This is a genomic window from Streptomyces sp. NPDC047017, assembly GCF_040644175.1.
Taxonomy (GTDB): Bacteria; Actinomycetota; Actinomycetes; order Streptomycetales; family Streptomycetaceae; genus Streptomyces.
The window spans coordinates 1-17,977 of record NZ_JBEYVW010000005.1 but is presented as its reverse complement, the minus strand read 5'-3'; the positions used below and the strand labels follow the sequence as shown (position 1 = coordinate 17,977).

Below are 17,977 nucleotides of genomic sequence, written 5' to 3'. Positions count from 1 at the left end.
GCTGGCTTTCGTCAGACCTTGTACTGGTGGTGCGGGATCGCTCGCTCCCAGACCGCTTCAAAGGCGGCGGAGCACAGCTTCACTGCCTCCGGATCGGCCGTGATCTCGTCCTCCACCACCGCACCGTCACCCGAGAAGTGGTGCACCCGGAGAAGAGTGTCATCGAACAGCCAGAAGTCATTTCCCGGAAGGGGGATGGTCGTGGCTCGCCGCCGGGGCAGCCAGCGGACCTGCTCCCCTGCCGTGACATTGGCGTGCGTGACGTAGTGCTCCCAACGGATGTACTCCGACACCGGCTCGGAGACTACTCGCGCCCTTCGGATCACCACGCCCCTGGCGACGGTGTCAGCGATCAGCTGATCGTAGGGATGCCACCAGGACTCACGGTCCTCCCAGTTGATCCGCTCCCCGCGCTTCCACGCCTCGAACCGGTCCGTGGCGGCGTAGGAGTCGCGCAACTCCAGGTGAACGGCGGACCGCCCGCACTGGCCAAGCAGCTCAGCGAAGCTGGGCACGCTCGACGGCATCGCACGCCTCCCTGATCACCGGAATCATCCTGGCCGGAATCCTGACGATGGCCTCGGTCTCGGGTACTGAGCCGTTCGCGGGGCTGGTCACCTCGCAGTCCGCCTGAGTCTCAGGGGTCGGCTTCCACCCCTGCAACAAGATCTCCTGTGCTTCCCGCGTCCGCCCACACCGTGGGGCAGTGGTCCCGGTCGGTGTCGGGGTCGATCCCAACGAACTCTACGACCATGGCAGGCTCCCTGGTCTAGGTACTTGCTCGGGCTAGCACCAGCATCTTTGAACAGGGAAGAAAGCGTCAATACCGTCATGAGCCAAGTGAATTGGCGTGCAAACTCATGCAAGTTTGTGGAGCACGATCCTCCCTGCTTCCTACGGTCACCACATCGACGTGGAATCGATCGGGAGGCCAGCATGGCGAGCAGGATGAAAGCGGTTGAAAGGGCTGGGGAGTTCGCGGCGTGCACGCTCGAAGGGGTGTCGGCATGAGTGAGCCGAGAACCTATCCGAGTGGGCCGGTAGAGCTTCCGCTGACTGCGGACCCGGAACCCACACCCGTGCCGGGCTGCGCCGGGTGTGCAGAACTCGCCAACGCGCGAGATCGTGCGCGGGTCGTTGGCGACATGACCACGGTGTCGGACTGCAACGTATTCCTCCGGCGGCATCCGGAGGGCCACTGATGGTCACAGCCCGAGACATCGGGGCCCTCGTCACGGACGCATGGGGCAGGGTCGGAGTTCTGCGCGACATGATCGCGGACTTCGAGGATCCCGCCGACCTGCCGCAGGACCGCCGGAAGCGCCCGACAGCGTTTCTGTGGCCTGAGTCCGGAGGCGCTGAGTGGCTGGTCTCGCCGGATTCCGTACAACGGGTTGAGAAGGCTCCGGTGCGTCCGTCGCCCCCGTGACAGACCACCGGGCCATCCCACCCCGGCAGCGGAAACTTTGGCGAGTCGGGCTACCGGGGTGGGCTATGAAGTGCCACAACAGGGAGGAACGCACATGCACGATGTACGCGCATTACTCACCCCTGCCGCGTTCGGGGGTGTCGTCGCCACCGTCATCGACAACAACCCCGGCATGGGGCACGCTACGGCCGAGCGGATCGTGGTGGAAGCGCTCAAGTTCATGGACGCCGCAGCACAGTTCCCGACCGTCAAGATCACGCCCTCGAATGTGGTGGACGAGGGGTGGCACGCGCTGATCCTGCATACGAACCTGTACGAGAAGCTGTGCAAGCGCCTGGGGCGGTTCGTGCACCACTGGCCCGAGCGCCCCGACGCCGAGCGGCACGACGAACACGCGCTCACACGTACGGTGGCCATCATCGAACAGGCCGGGCACACCGTGGACAACGAACTGTGGACAGGCCCGACCAAAGCCCTGGTGGCGGTGGCGGCGAACTGCTCCCACACACCCAAGCCCGGCGGTTGCGGCCCGATCAATCCGGGCAAGTGCGCTTCGCACTGCTCAGGCGGTAGCGGTAGCTAGGCTGGCCACGAGCAGACGGAAGGCGGAAGTGTGAACGCTGAGCAGGCCCGTCAAGTTGAAGCCGTGCTGAGGAAGTTGGGAATCCCCGGTGTGGTCGCACCGGAGGACCCGGAGAATACGGCAGGGCCTTGGCGCGTGTTCGACACGGCCGACCCAGCCACGCGCCGGGACATGACCGCTGAGGCGCTCGCAGCCGTGGCCGCCAAGTTCCCGGAGGAGAAACCGGGGTCAGGACCGATGCGAGGATTCGTCATTCCGCCCAAGGACGACTGAGCCTCTGCGACGCTGACCAACAAACGTACGCCCCTGCCGTGAATGGCAGGGGCGTTCTTTGGTTTGTTCGAGCGGCTAGAGCAAGGCGCGGAACGGGGTGGCGGCGAGCGGTTCCGCACGCTTCGGTTCCGGAGCAGCCGCCGGGGCCTGCGCGGGTGCCGGACGGTAGGCGTCCATCTGCACGACCGTGGCCCGGTTCTGGTCACGCTGAGAGTTGGCTGGCCGCGACACAGAGCTACCGGAATCGCTGCCGCTCTGGTCACGCTCCGCGCTGGCCGGCTGCGCAGCTGCGTGATGGGAACCGCCACCGCGGAGTGTGAAAACGGCGGCCGGGCGGCCAGTCCTCCCCGACCGCTCCACCGTGACGACGATTTCAGGCAGTTCCTTCACCTCTGCCGCCGACGCTCCCACGTACGGGAGCACCTGGGATGACGTGGCCCGACCACCGTGCAGTTCGATCCGGGCCCCAGCCTTGTCCGCGAGACTGAGGGCCTGCCGCTTCGCCTTCGGTGTGGTCGCTCCCTTGGTGATCCGGACGGCGTCCGGGACCGAGCGGCGAACCCGCGTGAACGCGGCCGACAGCATCTCGTCCACGCATACGCGTCGGAGAGGTCCCGGCCGTCCACCTTGGGCAGGCTCACCCGATCGTCATCCAACATCGATACCGACCCAAGCAGGAACGGCAGGATGCGGTTGTACGAGCCTCCGGCCGCCTCCGACTCACCCACCCACGTACTTGGACCAGTCGGAGGGCGTGACGTGGCAGTGCAGCACCATGGCCGAGTCGCGGACTTCCTGCGCCTCTTCCTTGGTGGTGTTCCGGAGCGTGGCGCCATCCCATGCGGCCCGGAGTTTGGTCGTGAACGACGCGTCCCGCTTGACGCTGTGGAGCACTTCCGACCACTCCTCTTCGACCACCAATGCCCGTACATCCCTGCCGTGTTCGGTCTCTGCCGTGGCCTCTTGCTGCTCCACAGGTGGTTGACCATGCTCGCCCCGGAGGTGATCCCGGAGGTGGTGTGCGTGGCCAGGAAGCGGCCCAGGGAAGCGTCCAGGACGTGAAGCGCGGCCCGCGGCGCGGTTCCCATACCCCTGCCCGTTCCGGCCACGAGGGCCGACCACAGCAGCACGGGCCGGGCGGAGCCACGGCAGGACACCTCGATCGTGCCACCGATGGCGGCCGACCACATCGACAGGGGGGCAACACCTACCGGCTTCGCAAGCTCATCAACGACGGCGACGCCAACACCGTCATCTACGTGGACCAGGCCGTGATGAACGTCCTCAAGTGGCAGAAGGAGCGCCAGGACGCCGAGCGCGAACGGCTCGGCTCCGCGTGGACGGAGCATGACCTGGTGTTCGCCCGCGACGGCTTCAAGCTCTACCGGGGCGAAGCAGGAGGGCCCCAGGACCCCGAGAAGGTCTCAGCCCGGTGGCGCACTCTCCGGAACCGGCTGCACCTGCCGGACGACTTCCGGATTCACGACTGGAGGCACAGCAAGGTCACGAACGATCTGGAGGCCGGGGAGAACCCCGTCGAGGTCTCCGCCAACGTCCGGCACCACTCGCCGGGCTACGCGATGGGCCCGGTACGGGCACTCACGTAAGAACGGAGCACGGAAGCTCGCCGCTTCCGGAGCCAACAGGCTCGGCCTGTCATCCCTGGTCTGACCTGGGGATTCGCTCGGCTGTTGGTCATGTGGTTGGTCACGCCACAGCCGGAGAAACAGAAAGACCCCAGATCAACTGGGGTCTCTGCTGGTGGGACGTTCACGAGATCCCTTGACCAGGCGCAACAGGGCCAATTGATGTTGAGGTTCCCGTGGGCCGCAAGATCACCCCCCGGGCATATGCACATGCAATAATTTCTGGGATGTACTTATGCCCCCTGAAGTAGCCGTCGAGCAACTGCCATGTCGCTGCTCTGTCTGCACCTCGCACGAGTAACACGAGCCGGAGAATCGCGCACTTGGACCGCGGCAGCGAGCCCGGGTTCAACCAGTCGTGGCAACACTCCTGACCAGAGAAATGTGTTGTGGGACGACCAGCGGGTTGGATGACGGAGCTGACGGGTCGGGCACCGATGAAGTCGCCGGGGCGACCCTCAACTCGGCGCGAGATCGAGCGGCTGTTCTGGGGCAGGATCGCCAAGGGTCTGACCAGCGAGGATGCGACGGTCGCCGTCGGAGCTACGCACCGGCGGTCGGAACGCAGTGGTTCCGGCATGCTGGCAGGATCGCAGATCGATCTTGCTGTCTCGGGTCGCTACGTTTCGTTCGCCGAGCGAGAGGAGATCGCTCTGCTGCGAGTGCAGGGTGCCGGAGTACGGGAAATAGCCGGGCGCCTGGGCCGGTCGCCGTCGACGATCTCGAGGGAACTGCGCCGCAATGCAGCCACCCGCGGCGGCAGACTCGAGTACCGGGCCTCCGTCGCACAGTGGAAGGCCGACCTGGTGGCACAACGACCAAAGGAGGCGAAGTTGGCCACGAACCACCGGCTGCGGGAGTATGTCCAGGACCGGCTGCTGGGCGTGATCCGCACGCCGGACGGCACGGTTCTTCCCGGGCTGCAGGTTCCCGAGTGGAAGGGGCGCAACAAGCCGCATCGCAACGATCGCCGGTGGGCGAACGGATGGAGCCCGGAACAGATCTCAGCCCGGCTGAAGATCGATTTTCCCGAGGACGAATCCATGCGCATCAGCCACGAAACGATCTACCAGGCCCTCTACATCGAGGGCCACGGCGCTCTGAAGCGTGAGCTCGTGGCCTGCCTACGCACGGGCCGTGCTCTGCGTGTTCCGCGCGCAAGGACCCGCAAGAAGCCGGGCGGCCACGTCACCCCGGAGGTGATGATCAGTCAGCGTCCCGCCGAAGCCGCCGCCCGTGCTGTTCCCGGTCATTGGGAAGGGGACCTGATCATCGGGCTGAACCGATCGGCGATCGGCACGCTCGTCGAATGCACCACCCGCTACACGATGTTGGTCCACCTGCCACGGGCCGAGGGCTATGGCACGATCTCGCGTACGAAGAATGGGCCTACGCTGGCCGGCTACGACGCCGTGGCTATGAAGGACGCCCTGGCCATTACGATGGCCACGCTGTCTAAGCAGCTCCGCCGATCCCTGACTTGGGACCACGGCAAGGAGCTCTCCGCTCATGCCCAACTCACCGTCGAGACCGGACTGCCGATCTTCTTCGCTGACCCGCACTCTCCCTGGCAACGCGCCACGAACGAGAAACACCAACGGGCTGCTACGTCAGTACTTCCCCAAGGACACCGACCTGTCACGGTGGAACGGCGACGAACTGACCGCCATCGCCACCGTCCTCAACTCCCGTACGCGCAAGACCCTGGGCTGGAAGACACCCGCCGAAGCCCTCGACGATCATCTACGATCAGTGCAAGCCCGTGTTGCCACGACCGGTTGAATCCGCCAAGCTGGATCGGGCGCGTCCTGGCAACTTCCAGAATCCAGTCGACCGTGCTGGCCTCTCGTCCGAAATCAGCACCTACCCTGAGGCAGGGTCAGGTAGCTCCTGCCGATGCAACACTCCGGCAGCCTACAAGGGGTGGCAAGTGACAGCCGATGTCCGTGGCCGGCATGGGCACTCGAGGGATGGGGCGTGCGGTCCGGGCGGTGTCCCTTGGCGGTGGAGGGCCCGGTGATACGCGCCGTGGACCGGTTGGTTCCCGGGGTGTCGACGGTGACCCGCTACATCCGCTACCACTCGATGTACGCGGCGATCGCGGCGGACGCGGAACAGAACGCGTGGGACATCGCCATGTGTCGGCGGTCGGTCCGCCGCAGCGAGGTACTGCTAGCGGCCCTTCAGCACCATGCGGAGACACCCGGCATGGCTGGCCCACGGGATGGACCGTGTGCGGCGCTTCTGCACGGACGAACTGGACCTCGCGCGAGCCGCGGACGAGGAGCAACTGAGCCAGTCGTACTCGCCCCACCGCTGGGGCCTTTGGGATCAGTACGGGGAACCCGCCATGGTGCTCGGCACCGTGGACGTCCGGGATGGGGCGCTGAGACCCGGACGGCATCGGTGCCCTCCCGCGATCGAGGAGTTCTTCGCACCTCTGCTGTCGCTCGCGGCGGCGGACGTCGTGACCTTTACGGATCTGGGGACGGCAGGGCAGGCGGCTCTCGGCGTCCCGTATCCGGCTGAGCCGGAATGGCAAGGTGCTGATCGCGACCCGCACCGGAGGAACCCACACCCCGGGGAAGTGGGCGGCGTCCGACCGCACCGGGCCCGCGACTCTCCGAATCCTCGGCAGGCCCTACAACGAGCTCCCCTCTGCATTCAGGACACGCTGGAACAAGATCGAACACCGGCTGAAGCTCCGCACCAAGGTCACCCGCAGCGAGGGCAGCCCATCCGCAGCCCCACAATGGCGTTCAAGCTGGCCGAGTCCGCCCAGGACCGCTGGCGCGCGGTCACCGCAGCCCACCTCGCCGCCCCGGTCCGCACAGGCGCCAAGTCCGAGAACGGTGTCCTGACCGAGCGCACGGTGGCCGTCGCTGCCTGACCACGCGTCACCCGAACCACAAATCTTGACAATTGCTAAGTCCGCAGTCCTTCACCCTGTTCGCCCGGGGTCGGATCCAAGCCGCCGAGCCGACGTGCGCGCGGATCTTGAACGGCTGCCGACTTGCTCGAAGTGCAGTCCGAAGAGCTCGATGATCGCAAGTGCGACCTCGGATAGAGAGGTTGGGGACAGCCCACGGCAGCCGTCCTGGGGGAGCGGGCCGATGGGAGGTGATCGGCACGGTCGGCGCTCCACCATGATCAGAAGACCTATGCCACCGGATGACCTGCTGGTAGCCTGCCAAAAAATCTTGTTCCTACGAGATCATAGGCGGGCGGCCGATCCATGGCCTGCCTGCGGGAGGTGCCTACGTGGCAGCCAACCATCTGTTAAAGGAGGAGCTGCACGCCAGCGTCTCCGATCCGGTTCTCGACACGATGAACTTCCTCAACGGGATCACGCACCACTACCCGGAGGCGGTCTCCTTCGCCCCCGGCCGCCCCTACGACGGATTCTTCGACACGGAAGAGATCTTCGAGCACATCCGCAGCTACCTGGACCACCTGGCGAAGACCGGGTACTCGCCGGCCGAGATCCGTGACGCGGTCTTCCAGTACGGACCGACCAACGGGCAGATCCGGGAGCTGATCGCCGACTCGCTCCGCAAGGACGAGGACATCGACGTGCCGCCCGAGGCCATCGTCGTCACCGTCGGGTGCCAGGAAGCCATGCTCCTGACGCTGCGCGCCCTCATGGCGAGCCGGGACGACGTGCTCCTGGTGGCGAGCCCCTGCTACGTGGGCATCACCGGCGCGGCACGGCTTCTCGACATCGACGTCACTCCCGTGGAGGAGCGGGCCGACGGGCTGCACTGCGATGACGTGGAGGCCTCCATCTGGGCCGTGCGGGCCCAGGGACGTCGGCCGCGGGCGCTCTACGTGGTCCCCGACCATTCGAATCCGTCCGGTGTGACCCTCTCCGTAGAAGCGCGCAGAGGGCTGCTCGACCTCGCCGCCCGAGAGGACTTCCTCCTGCTGGAGGACAGCCCGTACCGGATGGTCAGTCCCGGCCACCAGGTTCCCACGCTCAAGTCCCTCGACCGTGACCGCCGCGTCGTCCACCTCGGCTCTTACTCCAAGACGCTCTTCCCGGGTGCGCGAGTGGGCTTCGCCATCGCGGACCAGGTCGTCGTCGACCGGGACGGCAACACGGGTCTGCTGGTGGACGAGATCACCAAGATCAAGAGCATGGTAACGGTGAACACGTCCACGCTCGGCCAGGCCGCCGTGGGCGGGATGCTGCTGGCGGCCGACGGCCGGACCGCCGACATCAACGTCGAGACCTCCCGCTACTACGGCGACGCGATGCAGGCCGTCCTACGGGAACTGGACGAGGCCTTTCCGGAGAACGAGCGCACGGCACTCGGCGTGCGCTGGAACCGGCCCACCGGTGGTTTCTTCCTGACCGTGGACGTCCCGTTCCGCGCGGACAACGCCGCACTGGAACGTTCGGCGGAGGAGTTCGGCGTCATCTGGACGCCCATGTCCTACTTCTATCCCCAGGGCGGCGGAGCCAACAGCATCCGTCTGTCCATCAGCTACCTGACCCAGTCCGAGATATCCGACGGGATCGGGCGCCTGGCACGTTTCATCCGGGATGAGACCGCTGCCCATGACCCGTCGCAGCCCACAAGGAAACCGACACGTTGCTGAACGCACAGTCACTGATCCGCAGCAAGCCGCGTATGTGGGGGTGGACCTTCCGATGACCGCCACGATGAACCCCCGGTACGCCGAACTCCTCGAGCCCTCGATACCCTTCCCCGGCCCGGCACTGACCGCCCCGCGCATCGCGGGCGTCGCGACGGCCGTGACGGGGACGTCGTACACCCAGCAGGAAATCCTCGACCTGTTCGAGATATCGGACCCCAAGGTCCGGTCCGTCTTCCTCAACAGCGCCATCGAAAGACGCTTCCTCTCCCTGCCTCCGCGCGACCTGCACGGCGCCCTCCGTTCCGAGGCCCAGGGTGAACTCCTCGACAAGCACAGGAAGCTCGCCCTCGACATGGGGTCCAGGGCAATCCGCAAGTGCCTGGCCGACACGGGCATCGACCTGGACGATGTCGACTACTTGTGCGTGACGACCACGACCGGCTTCCTGACTCCCGGTCTGAGCGCCCTGCTGATCCGCTCCCTGGGGCTGCGACCACAGACGAGCCGGGTGGACGTCGTGGGCATGGGCTGCAACGCCGGCCTCAACGCCCTGCAGGCCACGGCAGGTTGGGCCACCGCACATCCGGGCCGGGTGGCCGTCATGCTGTGCGTGGAGGCCTGTTCCGCCGCCTACGTCATCGACGAAACGATGCGGACCGCCGTCGTCAACAGCCTCTTCGGGGACGGCGCCGCCGCCGTCGCCCTGGTCGCCGATCCGTCGCAGCCCCCGCCGCCCGTCGGCGCACGCGGCGGGTTCCACGGTCCGCGGATCCTGGGCTTCTCCAGCCACCTCATCACCGAAGCGATCGACGCCATGCGGTACGACTGGGATGACACGCAGGGCAAGTTCAGCTTCTACCTGGACCCGCAGGTGCCGTACGTCGTGGGTGCGCACGCGGAGCAGGTGGTCGACCGTCTGCTGGCCCCGGCCGGCCTGCGCCGCTCCGACATCGGCCACTGGCTGGTGCACTCCGGCGGCAAGAAGGTCATCGACGCGGTACGGATCAACCTGGGTCTCACGCGCCACGACCTGCGGCACACGACCGGGGTACTGCGCGACTACGGCAATCTCTCCAGCGGTTCGTTCCTGTTCTCCTACGAGCGGCTGCTCGGCGAAGACGCGATCACACCCGGCGAGTACGGCGTCCTGATGACGATGGGGCCGGGCTCCACCATCGAGACGGCGCTCGTCCAATGGTGAATGAGGAGCAGGTGAAGGAAACCATGACCGATTCAGGCACGACCTCCGCGGCTTACGACGCCGCCACCGCGACGCTGACCGTCGACGGCCGCCTGCCCTTGTCCGCCGCCGCCGTCGCCGCCGTCAACGCGGCCTGTGACGCTGCCGAGGACGGGCGCACCGCCGCCCACCTGACGCTCCGGCTCTCGGGCGCCCCCGCGGCCTCGCCGGTCGAGGAGGTGACGCTCTCCCTGGTGAGCAAGTGGGAGCGGGCGCTGCGCCGGCTCGAACGCCTGCCGGTGGCGACCTTCGCGACGGCCGAGGGGCCGTGCGGCGGTCTCGCACTCGACCTCCTCCTGTGCGCGGACCGCCGCATCGCCGACGACGCCGTGAGCCTGGTGATGCCGGTCAGGAACGGGGCGACCTGGCCGGGCATGACGCTGTACCGGCTCGGCAGGTCCCACGCCGGTGCCGCCGCGGTCCGCCGCGCCGTCCTCTTCGGCACCGCCATCGGCGCGCAGGAGGCCGTGGCCCTCCAGTTGGTCGACGTCCTGGCGGACGACGTCGAGGCGGTACTGGCGACCACCGTCGCAACGACCCCCTCCGTGCGGGGATCCGAGCTGGCCATCCGGCGCCAGCTGCTCTTCGACGCCTCGACGACCAGCTTCGAAGAGGCACTCGGCGCCCATCTCGCGGCATGCGACCGGGCGTTGCTGCAGGCGGCCGCGTCCGAGGCGGCCGCGTGAACGTCGACCACGTCTCGGCCCGACCACACGTCAAGAGCTTGGCCGTGCCAGCCGATCCGGACTCGGCCCGGCTGGCGCTGGCACGCGTGGCCGAGACCACCTCGGCCCTGCTCGCCGACCTCGGCGAGCCGGCGGACCGGTCCCCGGAACAGCGCGCCGAGGCCGCCGCGGCGGTCGACGCCGCCAGGGCACTGCGTGCGGCGTTCATGGACACACACGCGGAGGCGGTCTACGACGAGCTCACGGACCACCGGTCCCGCCACCTGCGGCTCGCCGAGCTGGTCCGGGAGGCCGCGGTGCGCTTTCCTGGACTCGTGCCGACCGCGGAGCAGCTGGCTACCGAACGCACCCGGGCCCAGGCGCACAAAGAGGGCCACGAGATCGACCAGGGCATCTTCTTCAGCCGTGTGCTGCGCTCACCCACGGCGGGGGCGCACCTGCTCGACGCGATGTTGCAGCCCACTCCCGCCGCCCTCGCGCTGCTGCCGGAGTTCACTCGCACCGGCACGGTCCAGTTGCGGTCCGTGACGGTGGAACGCCGCGGCGCGGTCACCCATCTGACCATGTGTCGCGAGGACTCCCTGAACGCGGAGGACGACCAGCAGGTCGACGACATGGAGACGGCTGTCGATCTGGTCCTCCTGGACCCGGGCACCGAGGTCGGCGTGCTGCGGGGCGGCGTCATGTCGCATCCCCGCTACCGTGGTCGGCGGGTCTTCAGCGCCGGCATCAACCTCAAGGCCCTGCACGGCGGCGGCATCTCGCTCGTGGACTTCCTGCTGCGGCGCGAACTGGGCTACCTGCACAAGCTGATCCGGGGTGTGAGGCCGGAAGGGGCGGCGGACTGGCGCCGGTCCACCGTCGACAAGCCGTGGGTCGCCGTCGTGGACGGTTTCGCCATCGGCGGCGGTGCCCAGTTGCTCCTGCTCTTCGACCACGTCATCGCCGCGTCGGACGCCTATGTGAGTCTGCCCGCCGCGCAGGAGGGCATCATCCCGGGCGTGGCCAATTTCCGGCTGACGCGTTCGGTCGGGCCCCGGCTGGCCCGGCAGGTCATCCTGGAGGGACGGCGCGTGCACGCGAGCGAGCCGGCGGCCCGGTTTATCGTCGACGAGGTGCTGGAGCCGACCGCGCTGGACACGGCTGTGGCCGAAAGCGCGGAGCGGCTTCGCGGCACCGCCGTCCTCGCGAACCGGCGCATGCTCAACCTGGCCGAGGAGCCGGTCGACCAGTTCCGTTCCTACATGGCCGAGTTCGCGCTCCAGCAGGCGCTGCGGCTGTACGACGCGGACGTGCTCGACAAGGTCAGCCGCTTCTCGGACGCTTCAGTCGGGAAGGCGGCCCCGGCCCAGAGCTGACGCATCCGCCCGCGCGCGGGCGGCTCACCCGTCCGGGGAGCCGCCCGCGCCGGCGGGTGCCGGACCGCCGCACGCCGGGCCGTGGCTCGGCTCCCGCCGTCACCGGCCCTCGCAGTCGGGCCCCACGTGCAAGGAATGTCGAGGAACATGGTTGCCGCAAGCTCACGGGGCCGCAGGATCGTGCTGTGGCGTCACGGTCAGACCGTCTGGAACCGGGAACAGCGTTTTCAGGGGACCACCGACATCGAACTGAACGCGGAGGGCATGGCGCAGGCACGGCGCGCCGCGCGCGTGCTGACGGCCCTCTCCCCCGATGCCGTCGTCACCTCCGATCTGAAGCGGGCCGTCACCACCGCGCGCCCGCTGGCCGCGCTGACCCGCCTGGCGGCCACCCCCGAGGCGGGGCTCCGCGAGGCGTACACCGGCCGGTGGCAGGGACTCACCCAGGACGAGATCGTGGCCGCGTACGGCGAGGAGTACGAGGCCTGGAGGAGGGGTGAGCCCGTGCGTCGCGGGGGAGGCGAGCTGGACACCGAGGTGGCCGAGCGGGCGACCGCCGTCGTGGAGCGCCATGCCGAGCGGCTCCCGGACCGCGGGGTGCTGGTCGTCGTGAGCCACGGCGGCACCATCCGGGCGACCGCCGGCCGTGTTCTCGGCATGGATCCGGCAGATTGGATGTCGCTGGCCGGTCTGTCGAACTGCCACTGGCACGTGCTGAGCGAGGAGCCGTCCGGGTGGCGGCTGTCGGTGCGCAACGCCGGCGCTCCGCAGGAGACGGAGTTCGGCGAGGGCTGACGTCGGGGCGCGCGCGTGCCGGCGCGACGCATGACGTCCATGCGTTCGGTCTATCGGGTCCGGTCGGGGAACAGACCAGCGATCCGTGCCACGAGGTCTTCCGCCGTGCCGTTCCGCAGGTCGGCCACCAGGGTCGGCTCCGCTTCGTGCAGGGAGTGGTCCCGTGCGAGGCGCGCCCGGCCCCCGCCCGTGATGTTCAGCAGGATGTGCTCCCGTTCGGGAATCCGGCCGTCGAGGACCGCCTTGCGGAGCCCGGCGAGCGCCACCGCGGAGGCCGGCTCGATGTCGATGGACTCGGCCTTCCCGAAGACGTCCCTTTCGTACTCCGCGGCGTCCTGCTCGACGGTCAGCACGTCGCCGGAGCTCTCGGTGAGCACGTCGTAGACGCCGCAGCGGACGGCGTACGGGGGGAAGCGGTTGGTCAGCTCGTCCGCGAAGACGGTCCTCGTCGCGGCCCGCGCGTCGTCGGCGCCGCACGGGGTGAGCTGTCGCGTGCCGGACTTCCAGGAGTCGGCGAGCGGAGCGAACGACGCGTTCTGGCAGAGCAGGAGCCGCGGCAGCTCCGTACCGTGGCGCCCTGTGCCGAGGAGTCTGGTCGCCGCCTCGTGGACGGCGATGGCGCCGGCTCCGCTGCCGACGGCCTGGACGTAGACCCCGGGCATCCGGCCCATGGCTTCCACGGCCGCGTACAGGACCGTCGCGAGTCCGTCGCGCCGGCCGATGTTGCGCACTCCGCCCTCGGCCTGGAAGCCGGGGAGCGCGGCCACCGACTCGGCGAGGGCTATCGCGTCGGAGTAGTCGGCGCCGTCCAGCACCACGAGCCTCACCGCCGGGTCCAGCGGTGCCCGGAACCTCATCCTGTCCAGACCGCGACGGGGCACGATCAGGAGGCACGGCCGCCGGTGGCGGGAGCAGATCGAGGCGAAGGCCGCAGCGGTGTTGCCGGCCGAAGCCACGACGAGCACCGGCGGATCCGACGGCAGACGCCCCAGGACCGCCCACGCCTCCAGCTCCTTGAACGTCGCCGTCTCGAGGAACGCGCCGCGCTCCGGCCAGTATCCGTTGAAGGCGATCCAGAGGTTCGGCAGGCCGAGCTGGACGGAGAGTTCCTCGCTCTGGAACACGGCCGTACGAGCCGTCGTCGGGAACGTCCTGGTGACCGGGAGCCAGTCCCGGTAGCGGAACAGCCCCTCGGTATCGGGCCGCGGCGTGAACTCCTTCACCTCGTAGTCGGACCGGAGCAGCGCCGGCCCGTGATCGCGGCTGCACGACAGTGTCATGCCGTCGTCCTGACCGCGCTGTCCGCACAACGGACAGAACACCGTGTAGTGGCGGCTCACCCGTTTCTCCATTCCGCGTTTCCTTTCTTAGGGCCGGCACCGGCACGTCCTCCGCAGACGCATCGGTCCGGTGATCCGTCGTCCCGGCCGCCACGGACGCCGGGTCGTCCCGCGGCCGGCACGGGTCGCACGTGCCGACCGTCGTCACGCGTCCGCCGGAGCGCCCTGGCTAGCCGGCCCGCAGTACCGTCCGGATCTCCCTGGCGGTCTTCACTCCGTCGCATCCCGCGAGGCCGAGGGCGTCACGCAGTTCCTCCGCCAGCAGGTCCAGGACGCGGCCAACGCCCCGCTCCCCCGCCGCGGCAAGCCCCCACAGCACCGGGCGCCCCACGAGGACGCCGTCTGCTCCCAGCGCGAGGGCGCGCAGTACGTCGGTGCCGCTGCGGATGCCGCTGTCCAGCAGGACCCGGCAACCACCGCCGGCCTCCGCGGCGATCTCCGCGAGGACGTCGACCCCGGTGACCGCGCCGTCCAGCTGCCGGCCGCCGTGGTTGGACACGACGATGCCGTCCGCGCCGACATCGACGGCGCGTCTCGCATCTTCCGGTGCGAGCACCCCTTTGAGAACGATCGGCAACCTCGTGCGGCGCCGCAGTTTCTCGATGTCCGCCCAGGTCAGGGAGGGACTGAAAGCCGATCCGGTGTGGGAGGCCAGCGCGGATCCGGACGCCGGCGCCCGATGGGCCTCGGAGCCCGATCCCCACGTCAGGTTGGAGGCCTCCACCCCCGGGGGCAGTGTGAACCGGTTACGGATGTCCCGCAGCCGACGTCCCATCCAGGGCACGTCGACGGTCGGCATCAGCGCCGCGCACCCCGCGGCCTCCGCGCGTTCGACCAGCTCGAAGGTCTTCTTCCGGTCGCGCAACCAGTACAACTGGAACCAGACGGTGCCGCCGATCCCGGTGATCTCCTCGATCGTGCAGCTGCTCAGGGTGCTGGCGGTGAAGGGCACTCCCGCCGCCTTGGCGGCCCGCGCGGCCGCCAGTTCGCCTTCCGGGTGGACCAGCTTGTGGTACGCGATCGGGGCGACGGCCACCGGCATGGCGTGCGGCACCCCGAAGAGCGATGTCCGCGGGTCGCAGTGCGCCACGTCGCGAAGGACGCGCGGTACGAGGGCGATCCGCCGCAGTGCCGCACGGTTGGCGGCCAGTGTGACCTCGCCGCCACTGCCACCAGAGACGAAGTCCCACACGTCCGCGGGCAGGACTTCCCGTGCTGCCTGGGCCATGTCCTCCCAGCAGTGCACGCGGGCGACGTCCCACGGCCCGGTGGCCCGCACGGCGCCCGTCACAGGGACTTGCTCTGGTTCGCGAGGCGCTCCATCTCCACCGCCTCATACAGGGCCTTGATGTTGGAGCTGCCGAAGGTCTCGGCGCCGCACCTCTCGATCACCTCGAAGAAGAGGGTGCTCCGCGGGTGGGTTGAGCGCGCGAATATCTGGAACAACTGCCCGGCGTGGTCCTCGTCGACGAGGACGTTCAGCTCGTGCAGGCTCTCCAGGGAGTGCTTGCTCAGTGAGATGCGCTGCTCGAGGAGGCTGTAGTACGCGTCGGGCGTGGTCAGGAACTCCACACCGCGGCCGGCCAGAGCCCCGACGGACCGCACCACGTCGTCCGCGGCGAAGGCAACGTGCTGCACACCCGACCCGACGTGGTTCTTGAGGAACTCGTCTATCTGACCGGGGTCCGCCTCGGGGTCGGGCTGGAGGATCGTGAAGGTCACCTCGCCCGACTTGCTCTGCACTACCTTGGACAGCATCGCTTGAGCGCCGACGACGATCCGTTCCGCGAAGATCTCGTCGAACCCGAACGACTTCTCGTACAGCTCCACTATCGCGTCCAGCTCGCCGACGTTCGCGCACACGGCGAAGTGGTCGATCTCCAGGAGGCGCAGCCCGTCTGCGGCCGCGGTGTGACTCGGCTCCCCGACGCCGGGGAGCCAGCGGAATCCGGCGGGCAGTCCAGCCTTCTGGCCCGGACGCCGCTGTACCAGGGTGTGCACGACGTCGCCGAATCCGGAGACGGTCGCGCTGATCGCGACGTCGTCTCCCGCGTGCTCCACGGGTTCGGCCAGGGACTGCGCGCCGTTGTCGACGGCCTGGCGGAACGCCTTGCGCACATCACCCGTGCGAAGAGCGATGTCGGCGATGCCGTCACCGTGGGCGGACACGTAGTCGAAAGCGGGATGCTGTTCCGTCGTCGCCTCCGTCAGGACGAGCCTCATCGCGCCCTGGCTCATCACCGTGGCCCGGAAACCCTGCTCCGGGGAACCTCCGGCCGCGACCTCCACGAACCCGTAGGAGTCACGCCACAGAGCGACCTGCTCGTCCACATCGCGGACGTACATCTCGACGTAGTCCAGCTCGAAGTCGTCGACGACTGTGTTGACCTGGGGAGACGTCATGGAAACTCCAGTTCTCTTGAATGACGAGACAGCATTTACGAGAAGAAGAAAGGACAAAGGCACTCCTGATGTCAGGTCTGCGCCCCACATGCGTGCGGCAGTGGCAAGGGGGTGGCACCGGGTGTGGACGCGCTCGGCGGGAGGGGCAGGCCGTACGGGGGCAGGGCGCACACGCGGCGCGCGCGTCCACGCCCTGTCCCTTGCGGCAGGTCAGAGGTCGTCGACCGGCCCGCTTCCGGGCCTCAACCGGTCCCGGAGTACCCGGCCGATGTGCTTGAGCGGCTCGGGTTGCATCATGCCGACGTGATCACATTCAATCACGTGTTCGTCAACTCCGCCTGTGACATGGGGAGTCCACACCTCATGACCGGTCATCGGCATGGGGTTGTCGACACCCGCGCGGAAGAAGAGGAGGTCTCCTTCCACAACACCCGGTGTCAGGGACCGGGCGAGCCTGCGGTTGTTCTCGATTACGTCGATCAGGCCAGCTGCCTGATCGACGTCGATGTCGAGGCTCCGTGCCACCTCACCCATCTGGTCGGCTGCGTAGGCTTCGAGCAGGTGCGAGACCCCCTCGGCGTCGTCGCCCACGGCCTCGTCGTCCGGGAAGGGGAGACCGGCGGCCTCGGCGAGGGCTCTGATGAGGCTCTGCCGGTCGTCCTCCACGTCGGACGCCTGCGACGACGGCGGATAGGCGTCGACGACCGCGAGGAGACCGACCTCCTGCTGCTGCCTCTGGAGCTCCTCGGCCACTGCATGCGCGACGAGCCCTCCGAAGGACCACCCCAGAAGGCGGTACGGCCCAGCTGGCTGGACGGAGCGGATGATCTGCACGTACCCGGCGGCCATCTCCTCGACCGTGGCGGCGGGTTCCCCGGAGCCCACGCCTCGGGACTGCAGGCCGTAGATCGGCAGGTCTGCCGGCAGCTCCTTGAGCAGGCCGGCATAGCACCAGCTCAAGCCCGCCACGGGGTGCACGCAGAAGAGGGGGCTGTCCGAGCCCTGTCGACGCAGAGGGAAGAGGGGGTCGAACGGGTCCGAGACATCACCCTCGTCGAGCCGGTCCACCAGCCCGGCGACGGTCGGGGCCTCGAACAGGGACCGGATGCTCACCTCGACCCCGAGAACGGTCCGGATCCGGCTCACCAGCCGCGTCGCCAGCAGCGAGTGCCCGCCGAGGTCGAAGAAACCGTCGTCGATCGACACCGACTCCACGCCCAGGATCTCGGCGAACAGACCGCACAGGATCTCCTCCCTCGCCGTCCGCGGTGCCCGTCCGGACCCGTCCGAGGTGTATTCGGGAGCCGGCAGGGCGTTGCGGTCCAGCTTGCCGTTCGGCGTCAACGGCAGCGCATCGAGGGTGACGAACGCGGAAGGCACCATGTAGTCCGGCAGCCGGTCCGCCACGTGCCGACGCAGCAGATCAGCCTGCGCCGCTTCACCGGCGGCGGTCACCACGTACGCGGTGAGCCGCTTGTCACCCGGAGTGTCCTCCCGCACCACGACAGCGCTCCGCGCGACCGATGCGTGCTCTGCCAGGACCGCTTCGATCTCGCCCGGTTCGATACGGAAGCCCCGCACCTTCACCTGCGCATCAGCACGCCCCACGAACTCCAGCACAC

18 protein-coding genes and 1 pseudogene are annotated in these 17,977 nt (G+C 68.5%); 11 read left to right on the top strand and 8 right to left on the bottom strand.

From position 1 onward, the window contains the following. Nucleotides 1-11: 11 nt before the first annotated feature. Together ABZ858_RS09910 and ABZ858_RS09905 are read right to left on the bottom strand one after the other, a co-directional pair. The gene (locus tag ABZ858_RS09910) at nucleotides 12-527 is read right to left on the bottom strand and encodes a DUF6879 family protein (protein ID WP_361374586.1); all 516 of its coding nucleotides are present in this window, start codon (nucleotides 525-527) and stop codon (nucleotides 12-14) included. Further along, nucleotides 499-754: pseudogene (locus tag ABZ858_RS09905) on the bottom strand (hypothetical protein). The gene ABZ858_RS09910 and the pseudogene ABZ858_RS09905 overlap by 29 nt, the downstream one beginning before the upstream one ends. Nucleotides 755-1,007: 253 nt before the next feature. On the opposite strand from ABZ858_RS09905, the gene ABZ858_RS09900 reads away from it, so the two are divergent. From ABZ858_RS09900 to ABZ858_RS09890, 3 genes are all read left to right on the top strand, one after another. Continuing rightward, nucleotides 1,008-1,202, top strand: coding sequence for a hypothetical protein (locus ABZ858_RS09900; protein WP_361374584.1), 195 nt, complete (start codon nucleotides 1,008-1,010; stop codon nucleotides 1,200-1,202). A gap of 321 nt (nucleotides 1,203-1,523) precedes the next feature. After that, nucleotides 1,524-2,012, top strand: a complete 489-nt coding sequence (locus ABZ858_RS09895; protein ID WP_361374582.1) for a hypothetical protein — start codon at nucleotides 1,524-1,526, stop codon at nucleotides 2,010-2,012. 30 nt (nucleotides 2,013-2,042) lie between these two features. Further along, the gene (locus tag ABZ858_RS09890) at nucleotides 2,043-2,285 is read left to right on the top strand and encodes a hypothetical protein (RefSeq protein WP_361374580.1); all 243 of its coding nucleotides are present in this window, start codon (nucleotides 2,043-2,045) and stop codon (nucleotides 2,283-2,285) included. Nucleotides 2,286-2,360: 75 nt separating this feature from the next. Here the strand turns inward: ABZ858_RS09890 and ABZ858_RS09885 are convergent, their stop codons facing one another. Both ABZ858_RS09885 and ABZ858_RS09880 read right to left on the bottom strand, forming a co-directional pair. Next, the gene (locus tag ABZ858_RS09885) at nucleotides 2,361-2,879 is read right to left on the bottom strand and encodes a hypothetical protein (protein WP_361374578.1); all 519 of its coding nucleotides are present in this window, start codon (nucleotides 2,877-2,879) and stop codon (nucleotides 2,361-2,363) included. 126 nt (nucleotides 2,880-3,005) lie between these two features. Continuing rightward, a complete protein-coding gene (locus tag ABZ858_RS09880; protein WP_361374576.1) occupies nucleotides 3,006-3,260 on the bottom strand; it encodes a hypothetical protein in 255 nt (84 codons plus the stop codon). A gap of 284 nt (nucleotides 3,261-3,544) precedes the next feature. On the opposite strand from ABZ858_RS09880, the gene ABZ858_RS09875 reads away from it, so the two are divergent. The 8 genes from ABZ858_RS09875 (at nucleotide 3,545) to ABZ858_RS09840 (ending at nucleotide 12,612) form a co-directional block, all read left to right on the top strand. Continuing rightward, nucleotides 3,545-3,892, top strand: coding sequence for a hypothetical protein (locus tag ABZ858_RS09875; protein ID WP_361374574.1), 348 nt, complete (start codon nucleotides 3,545-3,547; stop codon nucleotides 3,890-3,892). Nucleotides 3,893-4,341: 449 nt separating this feature from the next. Continuing rightward, nucleotides 4,342-5,865, top strand: coding sequence for an IS30 family transposase (locus ABZ858_RS09870; protein WP_361374572.1), 1,524 nt, complete (start codon nucleotides 4,342-4,344; stop codon nucleotides 5,863-5,865). Between the two features lie 818 nt (nucleotides 5,866-6,683). Next, nucleotides 6,684-6,821 carry a hypothetical protein gene (locus tag ABZ858_RS09865; protein ID WP_361374570.1) on the top strand — a complete coding sequence of 46 codons (138 nt, stop codon included), beginning with the start codon at nucleotides 6,684-6,686 and terminating at the stop codon, nucleotides 6,819-6,821. Between the two features lie 371 nt (nucleotides 6,822-7,192). Beyond that, complete coding sequence (locus ABZ858_RS09860; protein WP_361374568.1) at nucleotides 7,193-8,533, top strand: PLP-dependent aminotransferase family protein; 1,341 nt, start codon at nucleotides 7,193-7,195, stop codon at nucleotides 8,531-8,533. A gap of 52 nt (nucleotides 8,534-8,585) precedes the next feature. Next, complete coding sequence (gene dpgA, locus ABZ858_RS09855) at nucleotides 8,586-9,734, top strand: 3,5-dihydroxyphenylacetyl-CoA synthase DpgA (protein WP_361374566.1); 1,149 nt, start codon at nucleotides 8,586-8,588, stop codon at nucleotides 9,732-9,734. A gap of 23 nt (nucleotides 9,735-9,757) precedes the next feature. Then, nucleotides 9,758-10,459 (top strand): enoyl-CoA-hydratase DpgB, encoded by a 702-nt coding sequence (dpgB, locus tag ABZ858_RS09850; protein WP_361374564.1) that lies wholly within the window; start codon nucleotides 9,758-9,760, stop codon nucleotides 10,457-10,459. Between the two features lie 77 nt (nucleotides 10,460-10,536). Then, complete coding sequence (dpgC, locus tag ABZ858_RS09845) at nucleotides 10,537-11,817, top strand: (3,5-dihydroxyphenyl)acetyl-CoA 1,2-dioxygenase DpgC (protein WP_361375304.1); 1,281 nt, start codon at nucleotides 10,537-10,539, stop codon at nucleotides 11,815-11,817. A 147-nt stretch (nucleotides 11,818-11,964) separates the two neighbouring features. Then, complete coding sequence (locus ABZ858_RS09840; protein WP_361374562.1) at nucleotides 11,965-12,612, top strand: histidine phosphatase family protein; 648 nt, start codon at nucleotides 11,965-11,967, stop codon at nucleotides 12,610-12,612. 50 nt (nucleotides 12,613-12,662) lie between these two features. Here ABZ858_RS09840 and ABZ858_RS09835 read toward each other — a convergent pair whose 3' ends face one another. From ABZ858_RS09835 to ABZ858_RS09820, 4 genes are all read right to left on the bottom strand, one after another. Beyond that, nucleotides 12,663-13,964, bottom strand: coding sequence for a cysteate synthase (locus ABZ858_RS09835; RefSeq protein ID WP_361374560.1), 1,302 nt, complete (start codon nucleotides 13,962-13,964; stop codon nucleotides 12,663-12,665). Between the two features lie 157 nt (nucleotides 13,965-14,121). Then, entirely contained in the window at nucleotides 14,122-15,180 is a 1,059-nt protein-coding gene (locus ABZ858_RS09830; protein WP_361375302.1) for an alpha-hydroxy acid oxidase, read from the bottom strand. A 59-nt stretch (nucleotides 15,181-15,239) separates the two neighbouring features. After that, entirely contained in the window at nucleotides 15,240-16,355 is a 1,116-nt protein-coding gene (gene hppD, locus ABZ858_RS09825; RefSeq protein WP_361374558.1) for a 4-hydroxyphenylpyruvate dioxygenase, read from the bottom strand. 210 nt (nucleotides 16,356-16,565) lie between these two features. After that, on the bottom strand, nucleotides 16,566-17,977 hold a 1,412-nt coding region (locus ABZ858_RS09820; protein ID WP_361374556.1), incomplete at its 5' end, for an alpha/beta fold hydrolase.

What these genes read in the sequence shown, in the direction of transcription:
- ABZ858_RS09910 (WP_361374586.1), bottom strand. Translation starts at nt 527, where the DNA reads ATGCCGTCGAGCGTGCCCAGCTTCGCTGAGCTGCTTGGCCAGTGCGGG.
- dpgB (WP_361374564.1), top strand. Translation starts at nt 9,758, where the DNA reads ATGACCGATTCAGGCACGACCTCCGCGGCTTACGACGCCGCCACCGCG.
- ABZ858_RS09870 (WP_361374572.1), top strand. Translation starts at nt 4,342, where the DNA reads ATGACGGAGCTGACGGGTCGGGCACCGATGAAGTCGCCGGGGCGACCC.
- hppD (WP_361374558.1), bottom strand. Translation starts at nt 16,355, where the DNA reads ATGACGTCTCCCCAGGTCAACACAGTCGTCGACGACTTCGAGCTGGAC.
- ABZ858_RS09830 (WP_361375302.1), bottom strand. Translation starts at nt 15,180, where the DNA reads ATGGCCCAGGCAGCACGGGAAGTCCTGCCCGCGGACGTGTGGGACTTC.
- ABZ858_RS09865 (WP_361374570.1), top strand. Translation starts at nt 6,684, where the DNA reads ATGGCGTTCAAGCTGGCCGAGTCCGCCCAGGACCGCTGGCGCGCGGTC.
- ABZ858_RS09895 (WP_361374582.1), top strand. Translation starts at nt 1,524, where the DNA reads ATGCACGATGTACGCGCATTACTCACCCCTGCCGCGTTCGGGGGTGTC.
- ABZ858_RS09840 (WP_361374562.1), top strand. Translation starts at nt 11,965, where the DNA reads ATGGTTGCCGCAAGCTCACGGGGCCGCAGGATCGTGCTGTGGCGTCAC.
- ABZ858_RS09900 (WP_361374584.1), top strand. Translation starts at nt 1,008, where the DNA reads ATGAGTGAGCCGAGAACCTATCCGAGTGGGCCGGTAGAGCTTCCGCTG.
- ABZ858_RS09835 (WP_361374560.1), bottom strand. Translation starts at nt 13,964, where the DNA reads ATGGAGAAACGGGTGAGCCGCCACTACACGGTGTTCTGTCCGTTGTGC.
- dpgA (WP_361374566.1), top strand. Translation starts at nt 8,586, where the DNA reads ATGACCGCCACGATGAACCCCCGGTACGCCGAACTCCTCGAGCCCTCG.